This is a genomic window from Neobacillus rhizosphaerae (genome assembly GCF_050477885.1).
Taxonomy (GTDB): domain Bacteria; phylum Bacillota; class Bacilli; order Bacillales; family Cytobacillaceae; genus Neobacillus; species Neobacillus rhizosphaerae_A.
In genome coordinates this window covers 20,695-44,150 of sequence record NZ_JBCNAC010000164.1, presented here as the reverse complement: position 1 = coordinate 44,150, position 23,456 = coordinate 20,695, and the positions used below count along the sequence as shown (strand labels likewise).

Sequence of the window (23,456 nt, the reverse complement as noted above, 5' to 3'; positions counted from 1 at the left end):
AGGAGCAACGAAATGAAAAAGTGGGCAATATCTGCATTTGTATACTTGCTGGTTGTCATTGGCGGTTACACGGTTTATGACGTATATTTCAATAAAGTAGCAGATCATGGTGAAGCGAACACTCATGAAGCAACTACAAGTGCCGAAGAGCATGGCCACGGCCATGAGGAAAGTGAAGTGAAAACGGGTGAGGTAAAAACGACTTTCTTATATAACGAAGGGAAAATAACCATCGTACTTAATGATGAAAACGGCAAACCCGTTGATAAATTAGTGGTAAATCATGAGAAATTACTCCACTTAATCGTAGTGGATGAACATTTAGAGCAATATTTGCACTTACATCCCAAAAAGGTAGGGCCAGGTAAGTTTGAATTAACACAGGAATTAAAGGATGGAGCCTATAAGGCGTTTATCGATATTAAGCCTGAAAAAATAAACTATCATGTGACCCCAGTTGCTTTTACAGTAGGAAAACAGCAAGACTCACATAGCCATAACCAACTTAATGCTGATCAATCTTTCGTAAAAACGATTGATGGAAAAACAGCGGAAATGGAAGTTAGTTCGTTTGAGGCACAACAACCTGTTACACTAACATTTAAAGTGGATGAATCATCATTGGAACCTTATCTAGGTGCAGCGGGGCATGTTGTTATCTTAAATGAAACTGCGGACCAATACCTGCACGTTCACCCTTTGAATGAAAACAAGCCATTCTTTGAAACACAGTTTGATCAACCAGGAATGTACAAAATTTGGGCTGAATTTAAACAAGATGGAAAGGTAAGAGTGTTTTCATATGTAATTGAAGTGAAGTAAGGAGAAATAGAGGGAATAACCCAATAAGTTTGAAAAAATGACAACTTACGCACGTCGCATTACCATACGGGGGTATGATATAATAAATCAAAAAAGGGAGGCGTATAAATGACTAATGAACATGAGGTGGAAGCGCTGGTTGATGAGTCATGCTGTGATCATGAAGGAAGTCATCGAAAGAGCCACCATTCGAATAAGGTAAAAAATAATTTGGTAACTAGATTAAATCGAATTGAGGGTCAAATCCGCGGGATTAAAGGCTTAATTGAAAAAGATACGTATTGTGATGATGTTATTAACCAGATCTCTGCGACTCAATCTGCCTTAAATAGTGTGGCTAAAATCTTGTTGGAAGGCCACATGAAAAGCTGCGTTGTGGAGCGAATCCAAGAGGGCGATTTTGAAGTCCTTGATGAAGTCCTAGTAACGATTCAAAAATTAATGAAAAAATAGGAGGATTTAAAATGGAACAAGTAACTTTAAATGTAAGTGGTATGTCTTGTGGTCATTGTGTGAAAGCAGTAGAAGGAAGCGTTGGCGGCCTTCAGGGTGTTAAGAAAGTTTCCGTACAACTTGATAAGGGTCAGGTGGATATTGAGTTTGATCCAAGCGTGGTTACACTTAGCACAATTAAAGAAACAATCGATGATCAAGGCTATGATGTAAAATAATATAGGTTGGAGCACTTGGGTTCGATAACCCAGGTGCTTTTTTGTATGATTTTAATAAAGAACGTTTCAAAAGAGGGGATCGACATAATGAGGATGATAGATGCACACATTCATTTAGATCAATATAGTGATCAGGAATTAACTAGTTTACTGGACGACTCTCAATCGATTCATGCAATGGTTACCGTTTCGAAACATCTTACATCGTGTAAAAGGAATCTCCAACTATCACAAACCTTCCCTAAGGTAAAACCGGCATTTGGTTTTCATCCAGAACAGCCCCTTCCAACAGATAAGGAGAAAAGCGACCTCCTTTCGTGGATCGATGCCAATAAGGACAAAATGATTGCGATTGGAGAGGTAGGACTTCCTTATTACCTACGTCTTGAGAATAAAATAACTGCTAGTCAGTTTGACCAATATGTGGAACTAGTAGAGGTTTTCATACAACTTGCTAAGAAATATGACAAACCTGTTGTTCTCCATGCGGTTTATGAGGATGCATCTGTTGTGTGTGATATATTGGAAAAGCATTCATCCTTAAAAGCTCATTTTCATTGGTTTAAAGGGGATACCAATACAATAACAAGAATGATAGAAAATGGATATTATATTTCGGTTACACCGGATGTTGTGTACAAAGAAGAGATTCAAGATATAGTTGCTAAGGTTCCTATAGAGAGACTGATGGTCGAAACAGATGGCCCTTGGCGCTTTAAAGGACCATTTCTTGGACAAAGTACTCATCCCAACATGATGCACTATTCGATCAGTAAAATCGCTTCTATAAAAAAAGGTAAACCAACTGAAGTTGGCGACATCCTACTGCAAAACACAAGAGATTTTTATTCGATTTAAGGTGAATGGCTCATTTTTCGGTTGGATTGGCTCAATTTTGAGAAAGATTGGCTCATTTTTTAAAAGTATTGGCTATTTTACCTAAATTCACCATTAAATTCGAATAAAAAACCAGTTCCCTAAAGGAAACTGGTTCTGCACTTATTGAGATATAGTATTTGATTTCGAAATATTTTCTACTTCCGGTACCCGTAAAAGGATAATGCCGCCTAGGATAAACAAAACAATTAAACTGAACACGCCACTATTCGTATTACCCGTCATTTGGGCCGTAAATCCGACTAAAAACGGTCCTAGTATAGCAGCAAACTTATAAAAAATGCTATAAAAACCAAAGAATTCATTTGAGCTTTCCTTAGGAACCAGCTTGGCAAAGTAAGAACGGCTAAGTGCTTGAATTCCACCCTGTGAAGAAGCAACTAGCATCGCTAAAATCCAGAAATCTAATGTTGTTTTTAAGAAATATGCATATGTGCAAATAACAATATAAACAAAGATACCTACGAGCAACATCGTTTTACTTTTAAATTTATCTGCAAGTCTGCCATATAAAACTGCAAACGGTGCAGCCACTACTTGTGTGGCAAACAAAATAATTAATAGGTTCGTTGAATCAATTCCCAAATCAGAACCGTAGGCGGTAGACATGGTGATAATGGTATTTACCCCATCAATGTAAAAGAAATAAGCGATTAAAAATAAAAATAATGGCCGGTAAAGCTTTATCTTCTTAAAGGTTTCAAAAAGCTGCTTAAAACCGTGTGAAATAGGGTTTGCGACCCTTTCCTTATAATAAACCTGTTTTACATGTTTCAGCATGGGAATCGTGAACAAACCCCACCATAAAGCGGTAATGGCAAAAGCCGCTTGACTAGCAACAGTAACCGGTAGAGGAATGACGCTTTTATCTGATAAAAGAATAAGTGCAATTCCAATAATAAATGGAATCGTACTACCAATATAGCCCATCGCATATCCCCGTGATGAAATCTTATTCATTCGTTCCTCTGTCGTGACGTCCACAAGAAATGCATCATAGAAAATATTTGTACCACCAAATCCAATAACGGTGAACATATAACATATTAATAAAATGAGCCATTGGTTACTGGGGACAACGGCTAACAATAAAGTAAACACGATTCCTAGCGCAAAGAAAAAGGTAAAGAACCGTTTCTTGAATCCCTTAAAATCAGCAATGCTTCCTAAAATAGGGGCACAAAGCGATATAAGGAGAGTAGCAAACGAATTGGCATAACCCCAATAGGCTGTAGACGTGGAAGCAGCAAGTCCTGCCTCTTTAGCCGCTGCCTTAAAATACAAGGGAAATATAGCTGTGGTAATCAGAATGGAGTAGGCAGAGTTTGCCCAGTCATAAAACACCCAGCTCTTTTCTTGCTTTGACATTCGACTCATTCATTTTCCCCCTTTAGAAAGCTAATAGTTCTTCGATAACCCTCCCATCTGTATTTCCTAAGCTGACACCTAGAAGTCTCGCAAATGTTGGGCCTTCATCAATGAGACGTATGGAAGGCAGGGTGATGGGCCTAATTCCTTTTCCTGATGCCATTAATATGGTTCCGTAATTTTCTTTTTCCGGAGAATAACCGTGACAGGCTAATGTATACTTCTTATCTGCAGCAGCATCCTCTTTAGTGACAGGTTTGATGTACTCTCCCTCAAAATCTTCTAAAAAATAATAACCTCGAGCAGCTTCAATCATAAAGGCACATGTTCCATCTGCGCCTTTTTCTGCTGCTTGTTCTCCTGTTAAAAAACCTTCAATTCCAGAGTGAGGATCATTAATTAATGTTTCTAATAATTCCTTAACCTCATTTAAAGTAGCTGAATCATGTGCATCTTTTATGTAAATATATGCAGACCCATCACAACTTTTACAATAAGCCTTCCAATTTATTATTTTCCCTTTTGAATTGGTCGAGAGTAGATTTTGCTTTCGGAATAATACATTTAAATTGACGGCTTTATTTTCATCAAGGGCACTATGGTCACCTAATGCCACCACTGTTGAATTCTCATAGATCCCGCTTTCCTTTAATGCCTCAATAATTTTCCCTAGACGATGGTTATGTCGATGAATGGCCGCCATGGCTTCCTCTGAAGAAAAACCATGAAAATGGCGCTGTGTATCTAAGTCTGTAAAGTGAACCATTAACAAATTGGGTTTCTTTGTTTTAATCGTGTGAACCGTTGATTCTAATACAAAGTCATCTAATTCTGGCTGATTTAGCCCTCTACGAATATGACCATACCGCTGATTGAGTTCCAATTGATACCGTGGAGTACCGTTCATGAGAGACACAACAATTTGATTATGCCATGGACGGTTTGCAAAGATTTCGGGCATATTATAGTCAATATTTGCTTTGCCCGTTACGGGCCATAATAATGCCGCTGTACTCATATTGGCCTTTTTCACTTCATCATATAAAGTAGTCCCTCGAATACAATTTCGGAACCAATTCCAATCAGGTGATACCATGCCTGGCTGCAAGAGGGTATTATTGATGACGCCATGCCGATGCGGATAATTTCCAGTTACGATTGTCGCATGACAAGGATAGGTAACAGAAGGATAGATTGTCTTAACATTTTCTACGTAAGCGCCATTATTTAATATGGTCTGAAAATGAGGCATGTCTTTTAGGATTGGATAATCTAATGCGGATAGACAATCAAATGAAATGATTATTAAATGATCGGTAAGACGTTTCATGATATACCTCCAAAAATAGTACCTCTTATTCAAATTGTACTACAGCAACTGGGCGAATTGTTACAGAATTTTTACAAAATTTATAATATATGAGCAAAATTGAGAAATGGATTCATTGTTGTTATTAAGGAGGAAGATTTTTCTAGTATAATGAAACTAGCCACTTTTTATGAAAAAAAGGAGTAAACGCCATGCCGAGTTTCCGAAGTTATTTTATCGAAAAAGGTATTAAATGGTCGGTGAAAAGAGCCTTTCGCAAAGAAGTAATGGATAAGGGGATGGACGAGAAGCGGCAGATGCTGGATTCAGCTGCCAGGAGGTTAGGAAAACTCCCCCAAGACTGCCTAGTCGAAAAGCTTGAAATTGAAGGTTTATATGCAGAATGGATTTCTACAAGCCAGGCAATGAAGGGGAAGGTTATTCTTTATTTACACGGAGGAGGTTATGCCTTCTGTTCAGCGAATACCCATCGGCCACTAGCGGCAAGAATTGGGAAAGCGGCAGGTGTAAAGGTTTTGTTTCCTGAATATCGACTTGCGCCAGAGCATCCATTTCCAGCAGCCATCGAAGATGCAATCAATGTGTACCGGTGGCTCATACGTCAAGGCTATGATTCTAAGAATATTATTTTAGCAGGGGATTCTGCTGGCGGTGGCTTAAGTGTTGCTGCAACATTGGTCTTAAGAGATCAAAATGAACCACTGCCAGCTGCGATTGTTTGTCTCTCCCCGTGGGTAGATTTAACAAGTAGTGGGGAAAGCTATAGGAAAAATAAAGAGAAAGATCCTTACTTAAATCTCGGCGGTGTAAGGAAGGCCGCTAATATGTATGCTGGAGCCGCAGCACTAGATCATCCGCTCATTTCTCCAGTGTTTGCTGATTTCACAGGATTTCCACCCCTGTTTATTCAAGCAGGTAATCATGAAATCCTCCAAAGTGATGCAGAAAAACTGACTGCGCAGGCTCGGGCTGCAGGTGTGAATGTATCGTTTAAGGTTTGGGATGGGATGTGGCATGTTTGGCAAATAAGCGGAAATGTATTACCTGAAGCCAAAAGTGCTATCTATGAAATAGGGGAGTTTGTGAAAAGGACCTTCCGACAAAGGGCTTGAGCGAAAACGTGTCCGAAATAGTGTCAACTTAGAAAGACAAAAAGTAGGTGGAAAGTTGTTAGCACAGTGTGAATTATGCGAGCGAGAAGGTGTTGAGATTACCGAGCACCATTTAATCCCACGAGAAGAAGGCGGTGGGAAATTAGCAAAAGCTAACCTTTGCATTCCATGCCATAAACAGATTCACGCCATATACACCAATAAAGAACTGGCTGTACGATTAAATACAATTCTTGAATTAAAAAGGGATAATAAAATTAGTAAATTCGTTAAGTGGATTAGAAAACAGCCAGCGTCCACCTTAATTAAAACAAAACGATCAAATGATAATCCTAGAAGATAAAAAGTGAAGGTGTATCAAGAACCTTCACTTTATTTGTTTTCATCAGGGTTCTCTTTAATTAAGGCATTGGTAATGGAATGAGAGGAAATAGTAACGAGCCCAAGATTGTTGTTCGTTTCAATGATCGACCCCTTTTCTAAAAACTGATAACGTAATTGATCCTTCCATAAAAAGGGCTTGTTATCATCATCCTTGTCAACATGGCTAATGGTATAAGACGTGTCACAAATCCGATAGATATCTTTATTTTTCCGTTTAATAGAATTGAAGCTTATCACTCCTTTCATAAGCACGCCCCATACACCAGAAAAGCTCATATTTTTTAACGGACTGCTGGTATATTGATGGATGGGCAGGGTCTTTCCATCTGGAAAAGTAACCATTGCTTTTACCGCGGAAGCATGGTGGACATCGCCAGATAAAAAGATACACTCAGAAGGTTCCCATTTTGCCACTTGGTATAGAAGCTTGGTAAAGCCTTCTCCGTTATATTTCCACGCCTCAAAATCAAACGACGTTCTCACCTCTACTCCAATTACCTGGAAAGGATAGACATAATCATGTAAAAAAGATTCAATTAGTCCCATCCCGTAAACAGGAGTAGCGGAAACGATCAATAAAGGAGTTTTCGGCCTCCAACTACTAGACAACAGTTTGTTTGATACAATTGACCATCCGTGGTCGCTTAGGAGCTGGGGGCATGCTGTTGACTCCTTTATGATATGCCCCCATTTTACTAGTTTTGGAGTTGTAGTATACTCCCGTTGTGTACGAGTATCTAAAAATATAGCTTTTGGATGGGTAGGTGCAACAAAATGCCACGAATTAAACTGCCAAAGACTGTTTACCCATTTTTCATGAGTAAGCGAATGTAGGCTTCCTTTACTGATTGTTTTAAAATACGATCCCATCAACTCGATAAAATTTTGATCAAAGGGATCAGGGTCATTTCCCCAGCCCTGGAAAGCCCAATAAGCTGTAAGTCCGTTTGCTATTACATGTCTGCCGAGTGGTGATTCCGAGACGTTCTTTTTCCATTCTGCTGAAATGTTCCAATCATCAGTTAGGTCATGGTCATCGAAGATCATGTAAGTAGGGATGTTTGCAAGCAGTCTCCTTACACGGTTAAGAGATGCTCGAAAAGACACTAGTGCTTCCTGCTGTTCATTGAAGCGATTTAATAGTTTGTTACGTTCAAATAGAAAATCTTTAGAATCGCTTCCTTCATTAGTAGAAATGAAATAAATAAAATTCTTTTTCTCCAATTCATTAAAGCTGTCAAATAAATGATTCTCCTGTGCGAAATCCCAAATTTCTGGACTCCAGGATAATAGGTACATTGCTGCATACTCCCCTAATTCAATTAAATGGTTTTGAGCATGTGAGGAGGAAAATTGACAGAAGGTTTCCATGATAAATTGTCTGCCATTTACTTGATTAATGGCAGTACGAAAGGGTTCTTGCTGCAAGCTTTTTTCTAGGTGATTGAGAGGCTCTCTTTGACCTATTAACTCATTGCTAATCTTGGAAATCACACCTAAGAGCGGGTCGGCAACATCATCAGAATAGATTTGGTCTCCCATGAGAAATAACGAGTCAGGACGGTTCTGGACATTAGCATGATGGTTATCAATAAGGGAATCGGCATAAGCAAGTGTATCTTCACCATCGCCATGCAATTTTCTACATGAACCATAAATAATATGGCTCGAACTCTGACCACTCTTAATCTGAAAAGTTGGGTATTTGAGCTTCCCATAGACAATGGACCCTGGATAATTAGGATTAAGTAATTCAAGACTCTCCAAATCATCAAGTCTAGAATCATCGTTAAATCGCAAATTATATCCAATTAAGGTATCTGTGGGAAAAGATTCAGTTTGGTGAGTAATCTTAATTAAGTAGACAAATAGTTGTTTTCCAACTTTTACTTTCATCGGTTCATTTATGGTATCAAGTTTATGATAAAGAAAGGAATGGGGATCACTGCCTTTTTCTATTTTAAAAAGATCTGATTCTATTTGAACTCTTTTGCTTGTTGCAATCCATATATATGCACGGGTTGGTTCAACTCTTCGAACTATCGGCCCAGATAAAATCAATGGAAACTGCATATGCTCCACCTCACATAGTATTGATCCTATTTTATTCGGTGATGGAATAAGACGTTCATCGGTGGCTGACACCATGAAAAATCGCCAGTTGTAATAATATTGCCAATATTTAAACGAAGGCAGCAATTGAAATGGATTTATAATAGAAGTGATTATATATCCAGCCTGTCTTCACTAATCATGGCTGGTTTTTTTGTAATGAATGAAGGAGGAGAATTGACATGAAGACATTAATTGTTTATTGCTCATCCCATGGGACTACAGAAAAAGCAGTAGGTCTATTAAGTGAAAACCTTGAAGGAGAGATTTTATCCGTTGATTTGAAAAGAGAGAAAACTATTTTCGATCCAAACAACTTTGATACCATCATCATCGGCGGTTCCATTCATGCAGGTACTATTCAAAGAAAGATCAAACAGTTTATTCAAAAACATCATGATGTACTTTTAGAAAAAAATGTAGGCCTTTTCCTATGCTGTTTCCGTGAAGGGGAAACGGCCATTCAACAATTCAATGATGCCTACCCACAGGATTTACGAAAAAATTCCGTAGCCATGGGATTGTTTGGTGGAGAACTTCTTGTATCCAAAATGAACTTTTTTGAAAGACAGGTTGTAAAAAAAGTAGATGGAATTACTGCCGACCAATCTCATTTAGATCTTGGAGCCGTTTACGAATTTGCAACCAGGTTAAATCGATCAAAAAGCTTAGTTTATTAAACCAATCGATATTTCAAGATAATAAAACTTATAAAATGACCTCTATTAGCACATAATGGAAAAAGTCTTAACTACAACATGAAAGAGGATTCAGATGAAGATTTGGTTTAATAGATGGTTTACAACAGTTTCACATTATATTGATATGATCCGGGCAAACGAGGAAAATCGAAAGTTTATCATATATGGAACACATCCCAATAAGGATGCGCTATATTTACAAAATTGTGATTATTCCTTTGTCGAGCCTGATATATCTGGTGATGAATATATAGCTTTTTGTCTTGATTTTTGTCAAACACATGCCATTGATATTTTCATTCCTAGAAAAGAGAATGTCCTTATATCAAAACGGTTGGCTAATTTTGAAGCTATAGGGGTGAAGGTGTTAGTTTGTTCTGATGCAAAGCTTATGGAAACAATGGATAATAAAGCAGCAGCCTATCGGGAATTAGCGCGAGATAACCCTATCGTATCCATACCTGATTATGAAATAGTTCATACGGTTGATGAGTTTAAGCTGGCATATGCATCATTAAGAGAGAAGGGTCATCAAGTGTGCTTTAAACCGGTAATCGGTGAGGGGGCAAATGGATTCCGGGTGGTTAAGGATCAGATAGAGTCCATCCAGCAGCTACTATATCAAGGCGTAGGCCACAGGATTCCATATGAGTATGCGTGTGAAATATTAAGTCAGCAGGAGACTTTCCCTGAGTTAATGGTATTGGAGTATTTAGAAGGCAGAGAATACAGTATCGATTGTCTTGCTTCCGATGAGAGGCTGTATGCTGCCATACCACGTATGAAAGGGGAGGGACGTGTAAGGGAGTTAGTTGAAAGTTTAGATCTTATACAGATCGCACATAAATTCCATGATGTATATAAACTGCCATATGTGTTTAACATTCAGGTGAAATATAACAAAGGTATCCCTAAGCTGCTTGAAATCAATCCACGAATGAGCGGTGGGATGCATATCAGTTGTTTATCTGGCATCAACTTTCCATTCCTGGCAATAAAGATTCTATTAGGAGAAAAAGTAGACCCATTGAAGCCACGTTTCGGCATTCGTGCAAGCCATATCGAAAAAGAAATGATACTTAAATATGTGGGCAATGAAAAAGCCCAGTAAAAAAGAAGGTAGACTCTGCCTTCTTTTTTACTTACAAAAAATTTTTTCGAAAAAGTGTAACTTTTTTGAATGTTTATGCGCTTAATAATGTAGAGATTTTTTGTCTGGAGTACCAGAAAAATCAAGTGAATTATTTCTTACTTTTGAACGTGATCTCAAGGTTCCTGCGGTGTCTTATTCTTATGTAACAGTCGGGTGGAAATTATTTTTATTGAAGGTAATGCCAAAATTATGACTCTGTTTCCTGCTGTTTATTGTGATTACTTTAAAGGGTTAAGCCAATGTCTCGCTGGAATGGGAATTAAAGCTGATAAATTTGAGTTTAAGGGTCAGACAGAAATGCAATCAAAAATCAAACATGCCTATAATGTCAGTGGATGGAATTCATTGAGGTTGAACGCTATACGATGGGAACAGATCCGAAGATTGCAAGGATTATGGCGGTGACCGAGAAGAAATACAATCCAATTATTAATATTGACGTTGATTATTCACAATGAGTTTGAACAGTTTCTGATACGAACGGGGCAGGTTTGTTAAAGAAGTAATATAAATGAAATTGGTAGAATAAGTAAATAGGATATAAATCTTCTCAGCGCAGCTCAAGCACAGGATTGTTGAATGAAAGTAATAAACTTCCAAACATTTATGGTAAAATGAGGTTAAAACATAGTCGGAAATAAGGGAGTATGAGTTATGACAAAGAAGAAAAGTGAAACGTTTGAATGGGTAAAATCCATTATGTTTGCAATTGTTTTAGTCGTTATTGTTCGCACTCTTTTCTTTACCCCCATTGTTGTTGACGGTGAGTCAATGAACCCCACTCTACAGGATAAGGATCGTATGATTGTAACCAAAGTTGGTGAACCGAAAAGATTTGATATTGTTGTGTTTCACGCCCCAGACGGTACGGATTACATTAAACGTGTAATAGGACTCCCAGGTGAAAGTATTGAGTATAAGAATGATATTTTATATATAAATGGTAAGGCATATAACGAACCTTATTTAGAAAAATATAAGAAAACACTAAATGGAGGAACATTAACAGGCTCTTTCAATTTAAATGAAACCGCAGTAGGTAGCAATACTGTCCCTAAAGATTGTTTGTTTGTAATGGGAGATAACAGAAGGAAAAGCAAAGACAGTCGTGTTATTGGAGCGATACCAATGAAAAAGGTAATAGGGATAACAAATGTTGTTTATTATCCGCTAAAAGAAATTAAAATCGTAAATAACTAATAAAGCTACAAAAAATAGATATTAAAAATGGCTCAGTATGAAACTGAGCCATTTTATATTTAATTGCAAAAACAAATAAAAATGGCAGTACAAATTCTACTACATTTTCGATTGCATTTTCGTTTTTTTGCGATAGGAAACGGAACCCATTAGGTTTTTACCCGCTCTTTTTTTGTTTCAACCTTATTTATAGAAAACTTTATCGGTATTGTATTTAGCGTGAAGCGTATTTATAATATAGGTTTCATAAATTTCTCTTTCCATCGGATCTTCAATTACACAGACCGCAATCTTATATACCTCATGGCGGTGAAGTTTGATTGGAGATACTTGATCCTCAAAGTGACGTTTTACGCGTGGTCTTAATTTTCTTGCCTTACCAACAAACAAAAGTTCATCATTGGCATTAAAAAATAAGATAATCCCGCCTTTATCCCTTGGAATCTTATTGTAATTTGTAAATCCATACTCACTGCTTAGAGGTGCTTCTACTTTTTCTCCAACTTGATTTGACTTCGTAATCACTATATCTGGATTTGGTATATCAATTTTAATCATATAAAAATTTCGCTCCCAACTTATTATAAACAGTCATTTCATTTTGTTAACAGTTTATTATAGCATAAACTGTATACCACAAACAAAAAGGCGTTAATTTTCTTTTATAGAGTTTTTGTTATAATGAAAGAAAAAAATCTTGTAAATAGGTGGAATTGTTGAATGCGATTGATTGTTAAAACTCAAGTAATTGCTATAATTGTTTCTATTTTATGGCTTTTCTATGTAAATATAGTTGCTTTTTTTGATCAACCAGAACGTGCACTCCAATATATTAACTATTTTGTATATGGATTGGCGTTTCTTGTGGGAATGATCTATTTCCTATTGGCCAAATATTTTATCGGTCGAAATTGGTTTGCTCTTCTATTAGTAGTGATTCCGTTTTTGCTGATTTATCAGCCAGCAGTCCTACAGATTTCATTAAGATTTATGACTGATGGAAATGGGGCTGTAGTTAATTTTATCTCTCTGTCTACTGGAACTGTCCATCTCTTGGCTTTGATCGTCGGATTAGCGATTGGCGTTATGTTTTCTAGACCCGCGTTCAAGAAATAAAACGATAAAAAGAGGTTTGACTTCAGGCAAACCTCTTTTGCCTTTTATGGGGTATAGTCAACATTGGCTGTATAGTTATTAGCAGCGTTCCAAATTAAAAATTCCTGGATTCCTTGTGCATGCAAAGCACGTATTTGATCTTCAATTTCCTGCTTACCGTAAACTTTATAATTCCCTTTCCCAAGCCAAGTTGCGGTAAAATCCTGAAGCCACGGCCTAGATGTCGGTGGTGAGGCTAGCAATTTCAATCGGGCGTTTTCCACCTTAGCATACTCTTCAACCAACCGATAGGGCTCTAAATCAGGCTTAGCAATTCCGAAATTTCCATTCCAATGGCTAGGATAAATCATAGCTGAAATGACATCTACGTGTTCAGCTATTTTCGAGAAGTTCTGCCCAATGCCACTTGCTTCTGGAATAACTGTTGCATTTCCAAAAGTATCAACAGACATTTTCACCTTGTAAGGATATAGTTTCTCCATTGCATATTCAACAAACCCTGTTACGGCAGCTACTCGGTTACTTCCTTCTTTTTTTCCAGTATAGATAAGGGGCTTTTCAAGCGTTTCAAACTTTTCGGGAAATCTTACGTAATCAAATTGGATTTCCTTAAAGCCAAGGTTGACTGCTTCAATGGCCATCCCAATATTATAATCCCACACTTCTGTTCGAAATGGATTGGTAAAAGAATCTCCTCGTGAGTTCTTCCAGATTCCATTAGAAGTCTGAAAACTCCAGTCTGGGCGAGACGGGGCTAAAACATTATCTTTAAAAACAACAATTCTAGCGATTGGATAAATATGATGCTCTTTTAACGTCTGAATAAGTGCTTTTGGGTTTTTTATATATGGTTGACTAGCATCGAAATAGGGTGAACTTTTTTCGGGAATGAAAGTCAAGTTGCCATGGTCATCCTTTATATCAATGACCATCGCATTTAAATCGGTTTGGTCGACGAGGTTCAATAACTTATTAAATTGAGGACCATTCGTGTTCGATGCTTTTACATAAATGCCACGAATCGGCTCTTTTTGTTGTTTACTATTAGCAAAAACCAAATGATTACTGAGAATAGCCAACAATAGGACGAACAAAGTAATAACCTTTTTCATATATTCACCCCTTATAATTTTTTATTATGGTTTACATAGGAAAAGGAAATCATTCTGATACATGAAAAATGATTCTACCCATTCATATAAAATAGTGTACACTGAAAGGGACATAGCAGTTTAGAAGGGACGATCGTGGAGTGGAAGGAAAGTGGCTGATTGCGGATCGGGATTTAAATGAGAGAGAAGGGCTCAAATGGCTTTTGAAAACCTCTTCAATCCCCGTAACTGACATTACATTAGCATCCGATTTTCAGGAGTTTATTCTAATATTTGAAAAAGAATGCCCTGATATTGTTTTGATAGAGCTTGATATGATTAGTAAAGAGGAATGGTCAACCTTCCGTGAGTTAATGCAAATCTATGATCCGATTTTACTTTTAACCAGTGCGGAAGCGACTTTTGAAAGGGCACGAATGGCTATTGATATGCAGGCTCTTGACTTAATGATCAAACCATTTTCAACAACAAAAGTAAAAACAGCTTTTCAAAAAACCTCACGAAAACTTGGTAGAAACACTCCATCTGTAAATGGAACAAGCAATTTCAAAGATGTCTCATATGAGTCTTTATTTATACCACGAGCATCTGACACAGAAAACTATCATCTCGCTGCTTTTCAATCTGAGAGTATTGATATGATTAGCACACTGCATTCCTTTTTAACGGACTATCCATTTAATGATTTGCACGGAAGTTTTGCGTTGACCGATATGGTAATCCTCCTATTTAATGAGAAGTGTCAAAATACTACCGAGCAATGTCAGAAGGCCATGAGGAAATGGGAAGAGGAATTCTCGGATCCACTTGGTATTGTTGTCTTTAGTGATCAAAAATCAACTAAATCATTGAACGAAAAGTATGTGGGAGCACGGAAAATGCTCGAATTTACTTATTATAAAGGCTATCGGCAGGTTGTAGAGTTCAAGTATTCCCTAGATTGGGAACATATGGATCCATTTTTAGCCCCTCCTGAGCAAAGAGACTGGATTGACATGCTCAATGCTCTCGATATAGAAAATATTAAGAAATGGCTTTATGATGAATTCCTCCTATTAAAAGAACCTTATCCTGAACCGGGATTAGTCCGAATAAGACTAACAAGTATCCTAGCTCAAATCAGACGGTTTATGAAGACGTACCAGCTAAATGAAGATCCCAGTTATGAGAAGGAATACCGGACGATCTTCAATTCGATCCTTTATGATTCCGTGCTTTATCGGACCGTACAGAATTTGATCTTGTTTATTCAAAAGATATTTCATGGGGCAGAATTGATGACCCAAAGCCTCAAACAAGATCCGATTGAACGTGGAATGTCCTTTATGGAGAGTAATTTTTCGAAAAGTAGCTTGAGGCTGGAGGATGTCGCCCACTATGTGGATCGAAATCCTTCGTATTTCAGTCATCTACTGATTACGAAAATGGGATCCAGCTTTACAGAGGTGTTAACAGGGATTAGGTTAAAGGAAGCGAGGAGGCTATTAATCGAAACTCGAAAACCAGTTAAAGAAATTGCACTTCTGGTTGGTTATCAGAATGCAAATTATTTTAGCCGAATGTTCCGTGAAGCCTTTGGTATTTCACCTCGAGAGTTTCGTATGCAAAAAATGAATAGGGGTTAAATAGGAGACTTGGTTTTCATACTGGGTCTTTTTTTGTTTTTAGGCTAGTTGGTTAAAGTTTGGACAGACTCGTGCTTGAAACCAGCAACACTGTCAGAAGTTGGAACATCTTTGAACAGACATTGGCTTAGATCCAGCAACACTGTCAAAAGTGGAGTCATCTTTGGACAGACACGAGCTCGAAAACCGCAACACTGTCAGAAGTAGAGTCATCTTTGGACAGACTCGTGCTTGAAACCAGCAACACTGTCAGAAGTAGAGTCATCTTTGGACAGACCTATGCTTAGAACCAGAAACACTGTCAGAAGTAGAGTCATCTTTGGACAGACTCGAGCTCGAAACCCGCAACTCTGTCAGAAGTAGAATCATCTTTGGACAGACTCGGTCTTGAAACCAGCAACACTGTCAGAAGTATATTCATCTTTGGACAGACTCGAGCTCGAAAACCGCAACACTGTCAGAAGTAGAATCATCTTTGGACAGACTCGTGCTTGAAACCCGCAACACTGTCAGAAGTATATTCATCTTTGGACAGACTCGTGCTTGAAACCAGCAACACTGTCAGAAGTAGAATCATCTTTGGACAGACTCGTGCTCGAAACCAGCAACACTGTCAGAAGTAGAGTCATCTTTGGACAGACTCGAGCTCGAAACCCGCAACACTGTCAGAAGTAGAATCATCTTTGGACAGACTCGGTCTTGAAACCAGCAACACTGTCAGAAGTTGGAACATCTTTGGACAGACATGGGCTTTGATCCATCAATATTGTCGGAAGTAGATACAGGTTTTGATACTATTGCTGTGGTTCTACCAAGATTATAGCTTCCCAACAAAATAGACTCCATTTGATAAAAAATAGATAAAATGCATTTAACTAAAAATATTATAGATTTATTTAAGCTTGTTCAAAAAAATTATATCTATAATATAGAATAATTATCCCTTATCTAATATCGTATTCGTATTTTTCAGAAGATTTTATTTTTATAATAAAAGGAGAATATTAGATAAGGGAGTGGGATGAATGGAAACCAATACAGCAAAATCAAGAGTAATAAAAAATTATAAAGGGACGGAATTACACGCTAAGGGCTGGATTCAAGAGGCTGCACTTCGCATGTTAATGAATAACCTTGACCAGGATGTAGCTGAAAGACCAGAGGATTTAGTAGTTTATGGTGGCATAGGAAAAGCAGCACGAAATTGGGAGTCTTATGATGCAATTGTGAAAACATTGCTGGAATTAGAGAATGATGAAACCTTATTAATTCAATCTGGAAAACCAGTGGCTGTGTTTAAATCTCACAAGGATGCTCCACGCGTGCTACTCGCTAACTCTAACCTTGTTCCAGCATGGGCAAATTGGGAGCATTTCCATGAACTCGATAAAAAAGGTTTGATGATGTACGGACAAATGACTGCAGGAAGCTGGATTTATATTGGCAGTCAGGGAATCGTTCAAGGGACATATGAAACATTTGCTGAACTGGCCCGTCAATCTTTCACTGGAACCTTAAAACACACGATCACACTAACAGCAGGTCTAGGCGGCATGGGTGGAGCTCAGCCTCTAGCTGTCACAATGAATGATGGCGTGTGCTTGGCTATTGATGTGGATGAAACAAGAATCGACCGCCGTATTGAAACAGCGTATCTTGATGTTAAAACAAAGGACCTTGATGAAGCCATAAACATGGCACGTGAAGCAAAAGCGGCTGGAAAAGCATTATCCATTGGTTTATTGGGGAATGCAGCAGAAATTTTACCAATCATGATTGAAAAAGGCTTTAATCCTGATGTGTTAACAGATCAAACCTCTGCACATGATCCGTTAAATGGATACGTACCAGTTGGGTTTACATTAGAGGAAGCGGCAACCCTTCGTAAGGAAGACCCAGCGAAATATGTAAAGCTGGCAAAACAAAGCATGGCTATCCATGTGAACGCAATGTTGAAGATGCAGGAAAATGGTGCAGTAACCTTTGACTATGGTAACAACATCCGTCAGGTAGCAAAGGATGAAGGGGTAGAAAATGCGTTTGATTTCCCAGGTTTCGTACCTGCGTATATTCGACCACTTTTCTGTGAAGGGAAAGGTCCTTTCCGCTGGGCGGCGTTATCAGGAGATCCAGAAGATATCCGTAAAATTGATGAAGCACTTCTTCGCGAGTTCAAGGATGATGAACACCTCTGTAAATGGGTGAGGATGGCACAGGAAAAAATCAGCTTCCAAGGTCTACCTGCTCGTATCTGCTGGCTTGGGTATGGAGACAGAGCCCGCTTTGGAAAAGTTATAAATGATATGGTCGCTTCAGGTGAAGTATCAGCACCAATCGTTATTGGCCGCGACCACTTGGATGCTGGTTCGGTTGCATCACCAAATCGTGAAACAGAAGCAATGAGAGACGGTAGTGATGCGGTTTCCGACTGGCCGATTTTAAATGCCATGATCAATGCAGTAGGAGGGGCTAGCTGGGTTTCACTTCATCACGGCGGCGGTGTTGGAATGGGGTATTCTCAGCATTCCGGTATGGTAATCGTAGCAGATGGAACAAAGGATGCAGAAATCCGTCTTCAAAGGGTACTTACGACAGATCCTGGTATGGGTGTGGTTCGCCACGCAGATGCTGGCTATGATCTTGCCATTAAAACGGCAAAGGAAAAAGGCATTAAAATGCCAATGCTGCAGCAGGACTAATCCAGAGACTGAGAGGATGATAGATATGAGTAAGGCAGTTTTTATCAGAAATGCTTCTCAGCTCGTAACCTTACAGGGGAGTTCTTCTGCTCCCCTTGTAAGAGAAGCGATGTCTGAGCTTGGCATCATCGAGAAAGGTAGCATTTGGATTGAAGACGGAGTGATTCAGACTGTTGGGAAAGATGAAGAACTAGTCAAAAAGTTTGCTAGTCGGATGCAGGAAGCCGAAGTAGTGGATGCGAGTGGAAAACTGGTAACACCAGGACTCGTCGATCCGCACACCCATCTTGTTTTTGCCGGAAGCAGAGAAAATGAATTTAATATGCGCCTTCAAGGCGCAACATATATGGAAATCATGAACGCAGGTGGTGGGATTCATGCGACTACAAGACGGACCCAAGCTGCCACACATGAAGCGCTTTTTCAGGAGAGCTATGAGCGTTTAAATCAATTTTTGCGCCACGGGGTTACAACAGTCGAAGCTAAAAGCGGCTATGGGATGGAATGGGATACCGAGTTGAAACAGCTCGAAGTCGCGAAACAATTAAATCAACAGCACGTGGTTGATGTAGTAGCAACGTTTATGGGAGCACATGCGGTTCCAAAGGAATATAAACATGATCCAGATGAGTTTATTCGATTGCTAGTCGAAGAAATGATCCCGACGGTGGCAGAGCTGGGACTTGCTGAATTTAATGACGTGTTTTGTGAACACGGGGTGTTTACGCCTGAGCAATCACGTATAATCCTTGAAGCAGGTAAGCGCCACGGATTGATTCCTAAAATTCATGCGGATGAAATTGAGCCATATGAAGGGGCAGAGCTTGCAGCAGAAGTTGGTGCGATTTCCGCAGACCATTTATTAAGAGCCTCTGAAAAAGGGATGAAGGCGATGGCTGAAAAAGGGGTCGTCGGAGTGTTACTACCAGGAACCGCTTATTTCTTAATGGCTGAATCTGCAAACGGACGAAAAATGATTGATCTCGGTGTACCAGTGGCACTATCAACAGATTGCAATCCGGGTTCATCACCAACGGTTTCATTGCCTTTTATTATGAATCTTGGATGCTTGAAAATGGGGATGACACCTGCAGAGGTAATCACAGCAGCTACGATTAATGCGGCACATGCCATTAATCGTGGAAGTGAGATTGGTAGTTTGGAAGTAGGAAAAAAAGGTGACGTAACCATATTTAACGTGGATAACTATATGAAACTCCAATACTCCTATGGTGTAAACCACACTGATACTGTCTTGAAAAATGGTCAGGTGGTTGTTAAGGGAGGGCAAATAGTTGAAAAGTTTTCTTTATCCTAAGCTGAATCCACCAAGCTTTACATGGGTAAGACCAGACAACGGAGAAAGAGTGGAGAAGGTTCATGAGTGGATTCAACCGCTGACTGCAGACTCGGATCCTGAAAAATGTAAGGACGCCAATGTTGTAGTAGTCGGAGTACCGCTTTCCCGTTCATCCATTAGTGCGTCAGGAGCATCTGAATTTCCAGATGCTTTCAGACGTGTATGGAAAGGCTTTACTACCTATAATCTTGACGAAGATATTGATTTGTCTGAAATGACTGCGGTGGATGTGGGGGATGTTCCTATGCATGTTACCGATATCCGCAAATGCCATGACAACATCATAGCGGCTTCTACTGCATTAAATCAGCATTTCGGCACATCCACGATCTGTGCAATTGGTGGCGATCATTCGATTACAGCAATGATGGTAAAAGGTCTGCATCAGGCTAAACCGCAGGAGAAAATTGGAATCCTTCAGTTTGATACTCATTTTGATTTAAGGGATCTAACCGATAATGGGCCGTCTAATGGGACACCGATGAGGAACCTGATTGAAAGTGGGACGGTAGAACCTAGTAATATGTACAATATCGGTCTTCATGGTTTTTTTAACACGAAAGATTTGAAGGAATTTGCCGATGAAAAAGGGGTTAACTATTTTACCCTTAGACAAGCAAGAAAAAAGGGAATAGAAGAAACGGTCCGCCATTGTTTAGCGGAATTAGAAACTAAGGTTGATAGGATTTACTTAACCGTCGATATGGATGTTCTCGATATTGCCTATGCACCAGGAGTACCGGCATCAACGCCAGGGGGCATGACAACAGCAGAACTGCTAGATGGGGTACTAGCGGCTGCCAAACATCCAAAAGTGAAAGCCATGGACATTGTCTGCCTTGACCCGCTTAAAGACACCCAAGTTCAACCAACAGTCAAACTCGGCACACACGTATTTTTAACCTTTTTAACAGGGGTAATGTTGCGGTAGGTGTCAGGCACCAAAAATCCTTTTTGGTGCCTGACACCACAAATGAATTAAAGGGTAAAAATAATAAGGGGGATGGATAATGGAAAATCAGACTGTAGTGAATGCGAAGCAACCAGAGTTACAGAATAGTAATATGATGAATATGGTAAAGTTTTTTGTTTTCAGTGCTATTGGTATTTTTGTATTCTTTGTACCGATTACTTTAAATGGGAAATCCTCGATTATGCTCGACCATTTTGTTTCGGCTATTCAATTGGCGGTTCCGAGTGTTTTGCCATATTATGCACTTTTAGTTATTTTATTAGGGGCAGTTTATCCTTTTTATAAGAAAACTTGGAAAAAGGATACGGTAACGTTAATATTTTCAATCTTGAAGATTCTAGGTTTTGTTGCCGGGGCGATGTTCGTTTTTAATGTAGGTCCAAAATGGTTTTTTAGTCCGGATATGGCACCATTCCTTTATAACAAACTAGTAATTTCGGTAGGTTTGTTAGTTCCGATCGGCTCAGTATTTCTTGCCCTGTTAGTCGGTTATGGTTTGCTTGAATTTATCGGAATATTCATGCAACCGGTCATGCGGCCGATATGGAAAACGCCCGGAAGATCAGCTATTGATGCGGTTGCTTCATTTGTTGGCAGCTATTCAATTGGTCTATTGATTACGAATCGTGTATTCAAAGAAGGAAAATACTCCATCAAAGAAGCTGCTATTATTGCTACAGGGTTTTCCACAGTTTCAGCTACGTTTATGATTGTTGTTGCAAAAACACTAAATTTGATGGACATGTGGAATGCTTATTTTTGGATTACGCTCGTCGTAACATTTATCGTCACAGCCATTACTGTTCGAATCTGGCCATTATCAAAAATGAGTGATTCCTACTATCAGGAGATGGAAGGCGATCAAGAGGTCATCATAAAAAAAGACCGCGTTAAAACTGCCTGGAAAGAAGCCATGATTACAGCAAATGATTCACCGAGCTTTGGCAAAAATATATGGGAAAATCTAAAAGATGGCTTTGTCATGACAATGGGAATTTTACCATCCATCATGTCGGTTGGGTTACTCGGTTTGATCTTGGCGGAGTTTACGCCTGTATTTGATTGGCTAGGATATATTTTCTATCCATTCACAGCACTTGTTCAGCTACCTGAACCTATGCTAGCAGCCAAGGCTAGTGCAGTGGGCATTGCAGAAATGTTTTTACCTGCCTTGTTAGTGACCAAGGCAGCAGTCGTAACAAAATTTGTTATTGCTGTTGTATCTGTCTCATCAATCATCTTCTTTTCAGCAGTGGTTCCATGTATTTTATCAACAGAGATTCCACTCACGGTTGGAAAACTGGTAGTCATCTGGTTTGAAAGAGTAGTACTAACTATATTAATCACAGCACCACTTGCATATTTACTTCTTTAAAATTCAAAATCGAAAATGATGGTGCCTGACACCATAAAAAGACACTTTGGTCATTTTGACCGTCTCCAGTGGACGGTTAGTTCCGCCAGCTTATGTTGGCGGATTTTTTTGTTCATTTAGACGGTAGCCTGTACATTTTAAGTCCTCCTTGAATTAACTATATTAGGCGATACTGCATAAGTAGCTTTATTACTTTTTTAATTTTGGCTATGTTAAAGCATTATGTTGATTTGACCAATCTGTTGATTGGAGAGGAAGGCGCGAAGACTCCTGCGGGAGTAGCGGTCTCGGGAGACCCCGCAGGAGTGAGCGACGAGGAGGCTCCCGGAACGCCCGCGGAAAGCGAAGTGCCTGGAGCGGAAATCAACAGACAAATTTAACAGAGCTTAATTTTTATACAAGGAGGGGAAAAGATGGATATTGATCTATTGAAAGAATGGATGAAACAAATTGAAGTGAAAAATATGATAAATGCTGACGTAGAAGTAGTAAATAACTCACCATTAGTTATGCTAGGAAAAGGACGTCAGGGGGCGGTCTTTCAGGTTACAGAAGATATTTGTGTAAAAGTGTTTGGAAATGCAGAAGATTGTGACCGTGAACATTATGCCTTATCTCTTGGACAGCATACGAACCTATTCCCGAAGATTCATGCGAAAGGTCCACTTTATATCGCTATGGATATTATTAGAGGGGTGGATGTACGTGAATATCTTCAATCTCAACCATTAACCGAGGAACTATCAGCGAAGCTAATTGACATGTTAATCACCTTTAAAACGATTGGGTATGAACGGATTGATCATCACAAAAGGCAAATATATATCCAGCCAGATGGTAATTTGAAAGTAATTGATGTGGCAAGGACTGTGTGGCGTGACAGGGTGTATCCATATCCACGGAAATTATTAAATTCCTTAGGAGACGAAAATAAGGCAATTTTCTTGTCACACGTTCAAGAAATGGCTCCTGAATTATATCAGGAATGGCTCCACTACATTCGCATGGAAGAGTTATCCCATCAAATTTATCAAATACTTCTACCTCAAAAACTAGACAAAGAAACAGTAAAGAATCTGAGCAAAAAGCTGTTAACAACAGAAGACGAAGAAAAATATGTTCTTCAGCTACAGGGATTGGTTCAAAAGGTGTTTAAAGAGGAATGGGTCAAAACGATGCTTGCTCGTGGCAAGGACCCTGAAGCAGTAATGGAAAAAATAGATAAGTATTGGGATGAACTTGAACAATCTCGAGTGCAGGAACAGTATAGAGGAATGAAACGATTTGAGGGAGAAATAAGCCGAAGTGATGGTAAACACAGTGATAAAGATAAAAAACGCGATCAGCACCGACGATTTGAAGGCGAAAGGTATTTTAGGGATTCGCGCGGTAAAAAGAGCAAAAAAGGCAGGAAAAAATAGAATTCTATAACATTATTATTGAAGT

Annotated in this window: 22 protein-coding genes; 17 read left to right on the top strand and 5 right to left on the bottom strand. The window is 39.0% G+C overall.

Annotation, left to right across the window (positions count from 1 at the left end; translation table 11 throughout):
- Positions 1 to 12 precede the first annotated feature (12 nt).
- From ABES03_RS22295 to ABES03_RS22280, 4 genes are all read left to right on the top strand, one after another.
- On the top strand, positions 13 to 822 hold the full coding sequence (locus tag ABES03_RS22295) for a hypothetical protein (RefSeq protein WP_430120821.1): 810 nt from the start codon (positions 13 to 15) through the stop codon (positions 820 to 822).
- A gap of 108 nt (positions 823 to 930) precedes the next feature.
- Entirely contained in the window at positions 931 to 1,275 is a 345-nt protein-coding gene (locus tag ABES03_RS22290; protein WP_430120819.1) for a metal-sensitive transcriptional regulator, read from the top strand.
- A gap of 11 nt (positions 1,276 to 1,286) precedes the next feature.
- Positions 1,287 to 1,493: a copper chaperone CopZ gene (gene copZ / locus ABES03_RS22285; protein WP_430120817.1), complete on the top strand. Its 207-nt coding sequence runs from the start codon at positions 1,287 to 1,289 to the stop codon at positions 1,491 to 1,493.
- 87 nt (positions 1,494 to 1,580) lie between these two features.
- A complete protein-coding gene (locus tag ABES03_RS22280) occupies positions 1,581 to 2,351 on the top strand; it encodes a TatD family hydrolase (protein WP_430120815.1) in 771 nt (256 codons plus the stop codon).
- Positions 2,352 to 2,492: 141 nt separating this feature from the next.
- Here the strand turns inward: ABES03_RS22280 and ABES03_RS22275 are convergent, their stop codons facing one another.
- Both ABES03_RS22275 and ABES03_RS22270 read right to left on the bottom strand, forming a co-directional pair.
- The gene (locus tag ABES03_RS22275; protein WP_430120813.1) at positions 2,493 to 3,767 is read right to left on the bottom strand and encodes an MFS transporter; all 1,275 of its coding nucleotides are present in this window, start codon (positions 3,765 to 3,767) and stop codon (positions 2,493 to 2,495) included.
- Between the two features lie 13 nt (positions 3,768 to 3,780).
- Positions 3,781 to 5,091: an alkaline phosphatase family protein gene (locus ABES03_RS22270; RefSeq protein WP_430120845.1), complete on the bottom strand. Its 1,311-nt coding sequence runs from the start codon at positions 5,089 to 5,091 to the stop codon at positions 3,781 to 3,783.
- A gap of 188 nt (positions 5,092 to 5,279) precedes the next feature.
- On the opposite strand from ABES03_RS22270, the gene ABES03_RS22265 reads away from it, so the two are divergent.
- Positions 5,280 to 6,200 carry an alpha/beta hydrolase gene (locus ABES03_RS22265; RefSeq protein WP_430120811.1) on the top strand — a complete coding sequence of 307 codons (921 nt, stop codon included), beginning with the start codon at positions 5,280 to 5,282 and terminating at the stop codon, positions 6,198 to 6,200.
- A gap of 55 nt (positions 6,201 to 6,255) precedes the next feature.
- Positions 6,256 to 6,543, top strand: a complete 288-nt coding sequence (locus ABES03_RS22260) for an HNH endonuclease (RefSeq protein WP_430120809.1) — start codon at positions 6,256 to 6,258, stop codon at positions 6,541 to 6,543.
- Between the two features lie 29 nt (positions 6,544 to 6,572).
- Here the strand turns inward: ABES03_RS22260 and ABES03_RS22255 are convergent, their stop codons facing one another.
- Positions 6,573 to 8,657 carry a hypothetical protein gene (locus tag ABES03_RS22255; protein ID WP_430120807.1) on the bottom strand — a complete coding sequence of 695 codons (2,085 nt, stop codon included), beginning with the start codon at positions 8,655 to 8,657 and terminating at the stop codon, positions 6,573 to 6,575.
- Between the two features lie 221 nt (positions 8,658 to 8,878).
- On the opposite strand from ABES03_RS22255, the gene ABES03_RS22250 reads away from it, so the two are divergent.
- The 4 genes from ABES03_RS22250 to lepB all read left to right on the top strand — a co-directional run bounded on the left by ABES03_RS22250 (position 8,879) and on the right by lepB (position 11,750).
- Positions 8,879 to 9,376, top strand: coding sequence for a flavodoxin domain-containing protein (locus ABES03_RS22250; protein WP_430120805.1), 498 nt, complete (start codon positions 8,879 to 8,881; stop codon positions 9,374 to 9,376).
- A gap of 94 nt (positions 9,377 to 9,470) precedes the next feature.
- Positions 9,471 to 10,508, top strand: a complete 1,038-nt coding sequence (locus ABES03_RS22245; protein WP_430120803.1) for an ATP-grasp domain-containing protein — start codon at positions 9,471 to 9,473, stop codon at positions 10,506 to 10,508.
- Positions 10,509 to 10,885: 377 nt separating this feature from the next.
- Entirely contained in the window at positions 10,886 to 11,008 is a 123-nt protein-coding gene (locus ABES03_RS22240) for a hypothetical protein (RefSeq protein ID WP_430120801.1), read from the top strand.
- Between the two features lie 196 nt (positions 11,009 to 11,204).
- On the top strand, positions 11,205 to 11,750 hold the full coding sequence (gene lepB / locus ABES03_RS22235; RefSeq protein ID WP_430120799.1) for a signal peptidase I: 546 nt from the start codon (positions 11,205 to 11,207) through the stop codon (positions 11,748 to 11,750).
- A 183-nt stretch (positions 11,751 to 11,933) separates the two neighbouring features.
- Here the strand turns inward: lepB and ABES03_RS22230 are convergent, their stop codons facing one another.
- On the bottom strand, positions 11,934 to 12,308 hold the full coding sequence (locus ABES03_RS22230; protein ID WP_413300215.1) for a nucleotide excision repair endonuclease: 375 nt from the start codon (positions 12,306 to 12,308) through the stop codon (positions 11,934 to 11,936).
- Between the two features lie 162 nt (positions 12,309 to 12,470).
- Here ABES03_RS22230 and ABES03_RS22225 point away from each other — a divergent pair, with 162 nt between their 5' ends.
- Entirely contained in the window at positions 12,471 to 12,866 is a 396-nt protein-coding gene (locus ABES03_RS22225) for a hypothetical protein (RefSeq protein ID WP_430120797.1), read from the top strand.
- Between the two features lie 44 nt (positions 12,867 to 12,910).
- Here the strand turns inward: ABES03_RS22225 and ABES03_RS22220 are convergent, their stop codons facing one another.
- Entirely contained in the window at positions 12,911 to 13,978 is a 1,068-nt protein-coding gene (locus ABES03_RS22220; protein ID WP_430120795.1) for a putative glycoside hydrolase, read from the bottom strand.
- Between the two features lie 140 nt (positions 13,979 to 14,118).
- Between ABES03_RS22220 and ABES03_RS22215 the strand changes: the two genes are divergently transcribed.
- The 6 genes from ABES03_RS22215 to ABES03_RS22190 all read left to right on the top strand — a co-directional run bounded on the left by ABES03_RS22215 (position 14,119) and on the right by ABES03_RS22190 (position 23,431).
- Complete coding sequence (locus ABES03_RS22215) at positions 14,119 to 15,603, top strand: helix-turn-helix domain-containing protein (protein WP_430120793.1); 1,485 nt, start codon at positions 14,119 to 14,121, stop codon at positions 15,601 to 15,603.
- 1,025 nt (positions 15,604 to 16,628) lie between these two features.
- A complete protein-coding gene (gene hutU, locus ABES03_RS22210; protein WP_430120791.1) occupies positions 16,629 to 18,302 on the top strand; it encodes a urocanate hydratase in 1,674 nt (557 codons plus the stop codon).
- Between the two features lie 25 nt (positions 18,303 to 18,327).
- Positions 18,328 to 19,620: an imidazolonepropionase gene (gene hutI, locus ABES03_RS22205; RefSeq protein ID WP_430120789.1), complete on the top strand. Its 1,293-nt coding sequence runs from the start codon at positions 18,328 to 18,330 to the stop codon at positions 19,618 to 19,620.
- Complete coding sequence (locus ABES03_RS22200; protein ID WP_430120787.1) at positions 19,598 to 20,593, top strand: agmatinase family protein; 996 nt, start codon at positions 19,598 to 19,600, stop codon at positions 20,591 to 20,593. The genes hutI and ABES03_RS22200 overlap by 23 nt, the downstream gene beginning before the upstream one ends.
- A 79-nt stretch (positions 20,594 to 20,672) precedes the next feature.
- Positions 20,673 to 22,010 (top strand): YjiH family protein, encoded by a 1,338-nt coding sequence (locus ABES03_RS22195; RefSeq protein ID WP_430120785.1) that lies wholly within the window; start codon positions 20,673 to 20,675, stop codon positions 22,008 to 22,010.
- 413 nt (positions 22,011 to 22,423) lie between these two features.
- A complete protein-coding gene (locus tag ABES03_RS22190) occupies positions 22,424 to 23,431 on the top strand; it encodes a hypothetical protein (RefSeq protein WP_430120783.1) in 1,008 nt (335 codons plus the stop codon).
- Positions 23,432 to 23,456 lie beyond the last annotated feature (25 nt).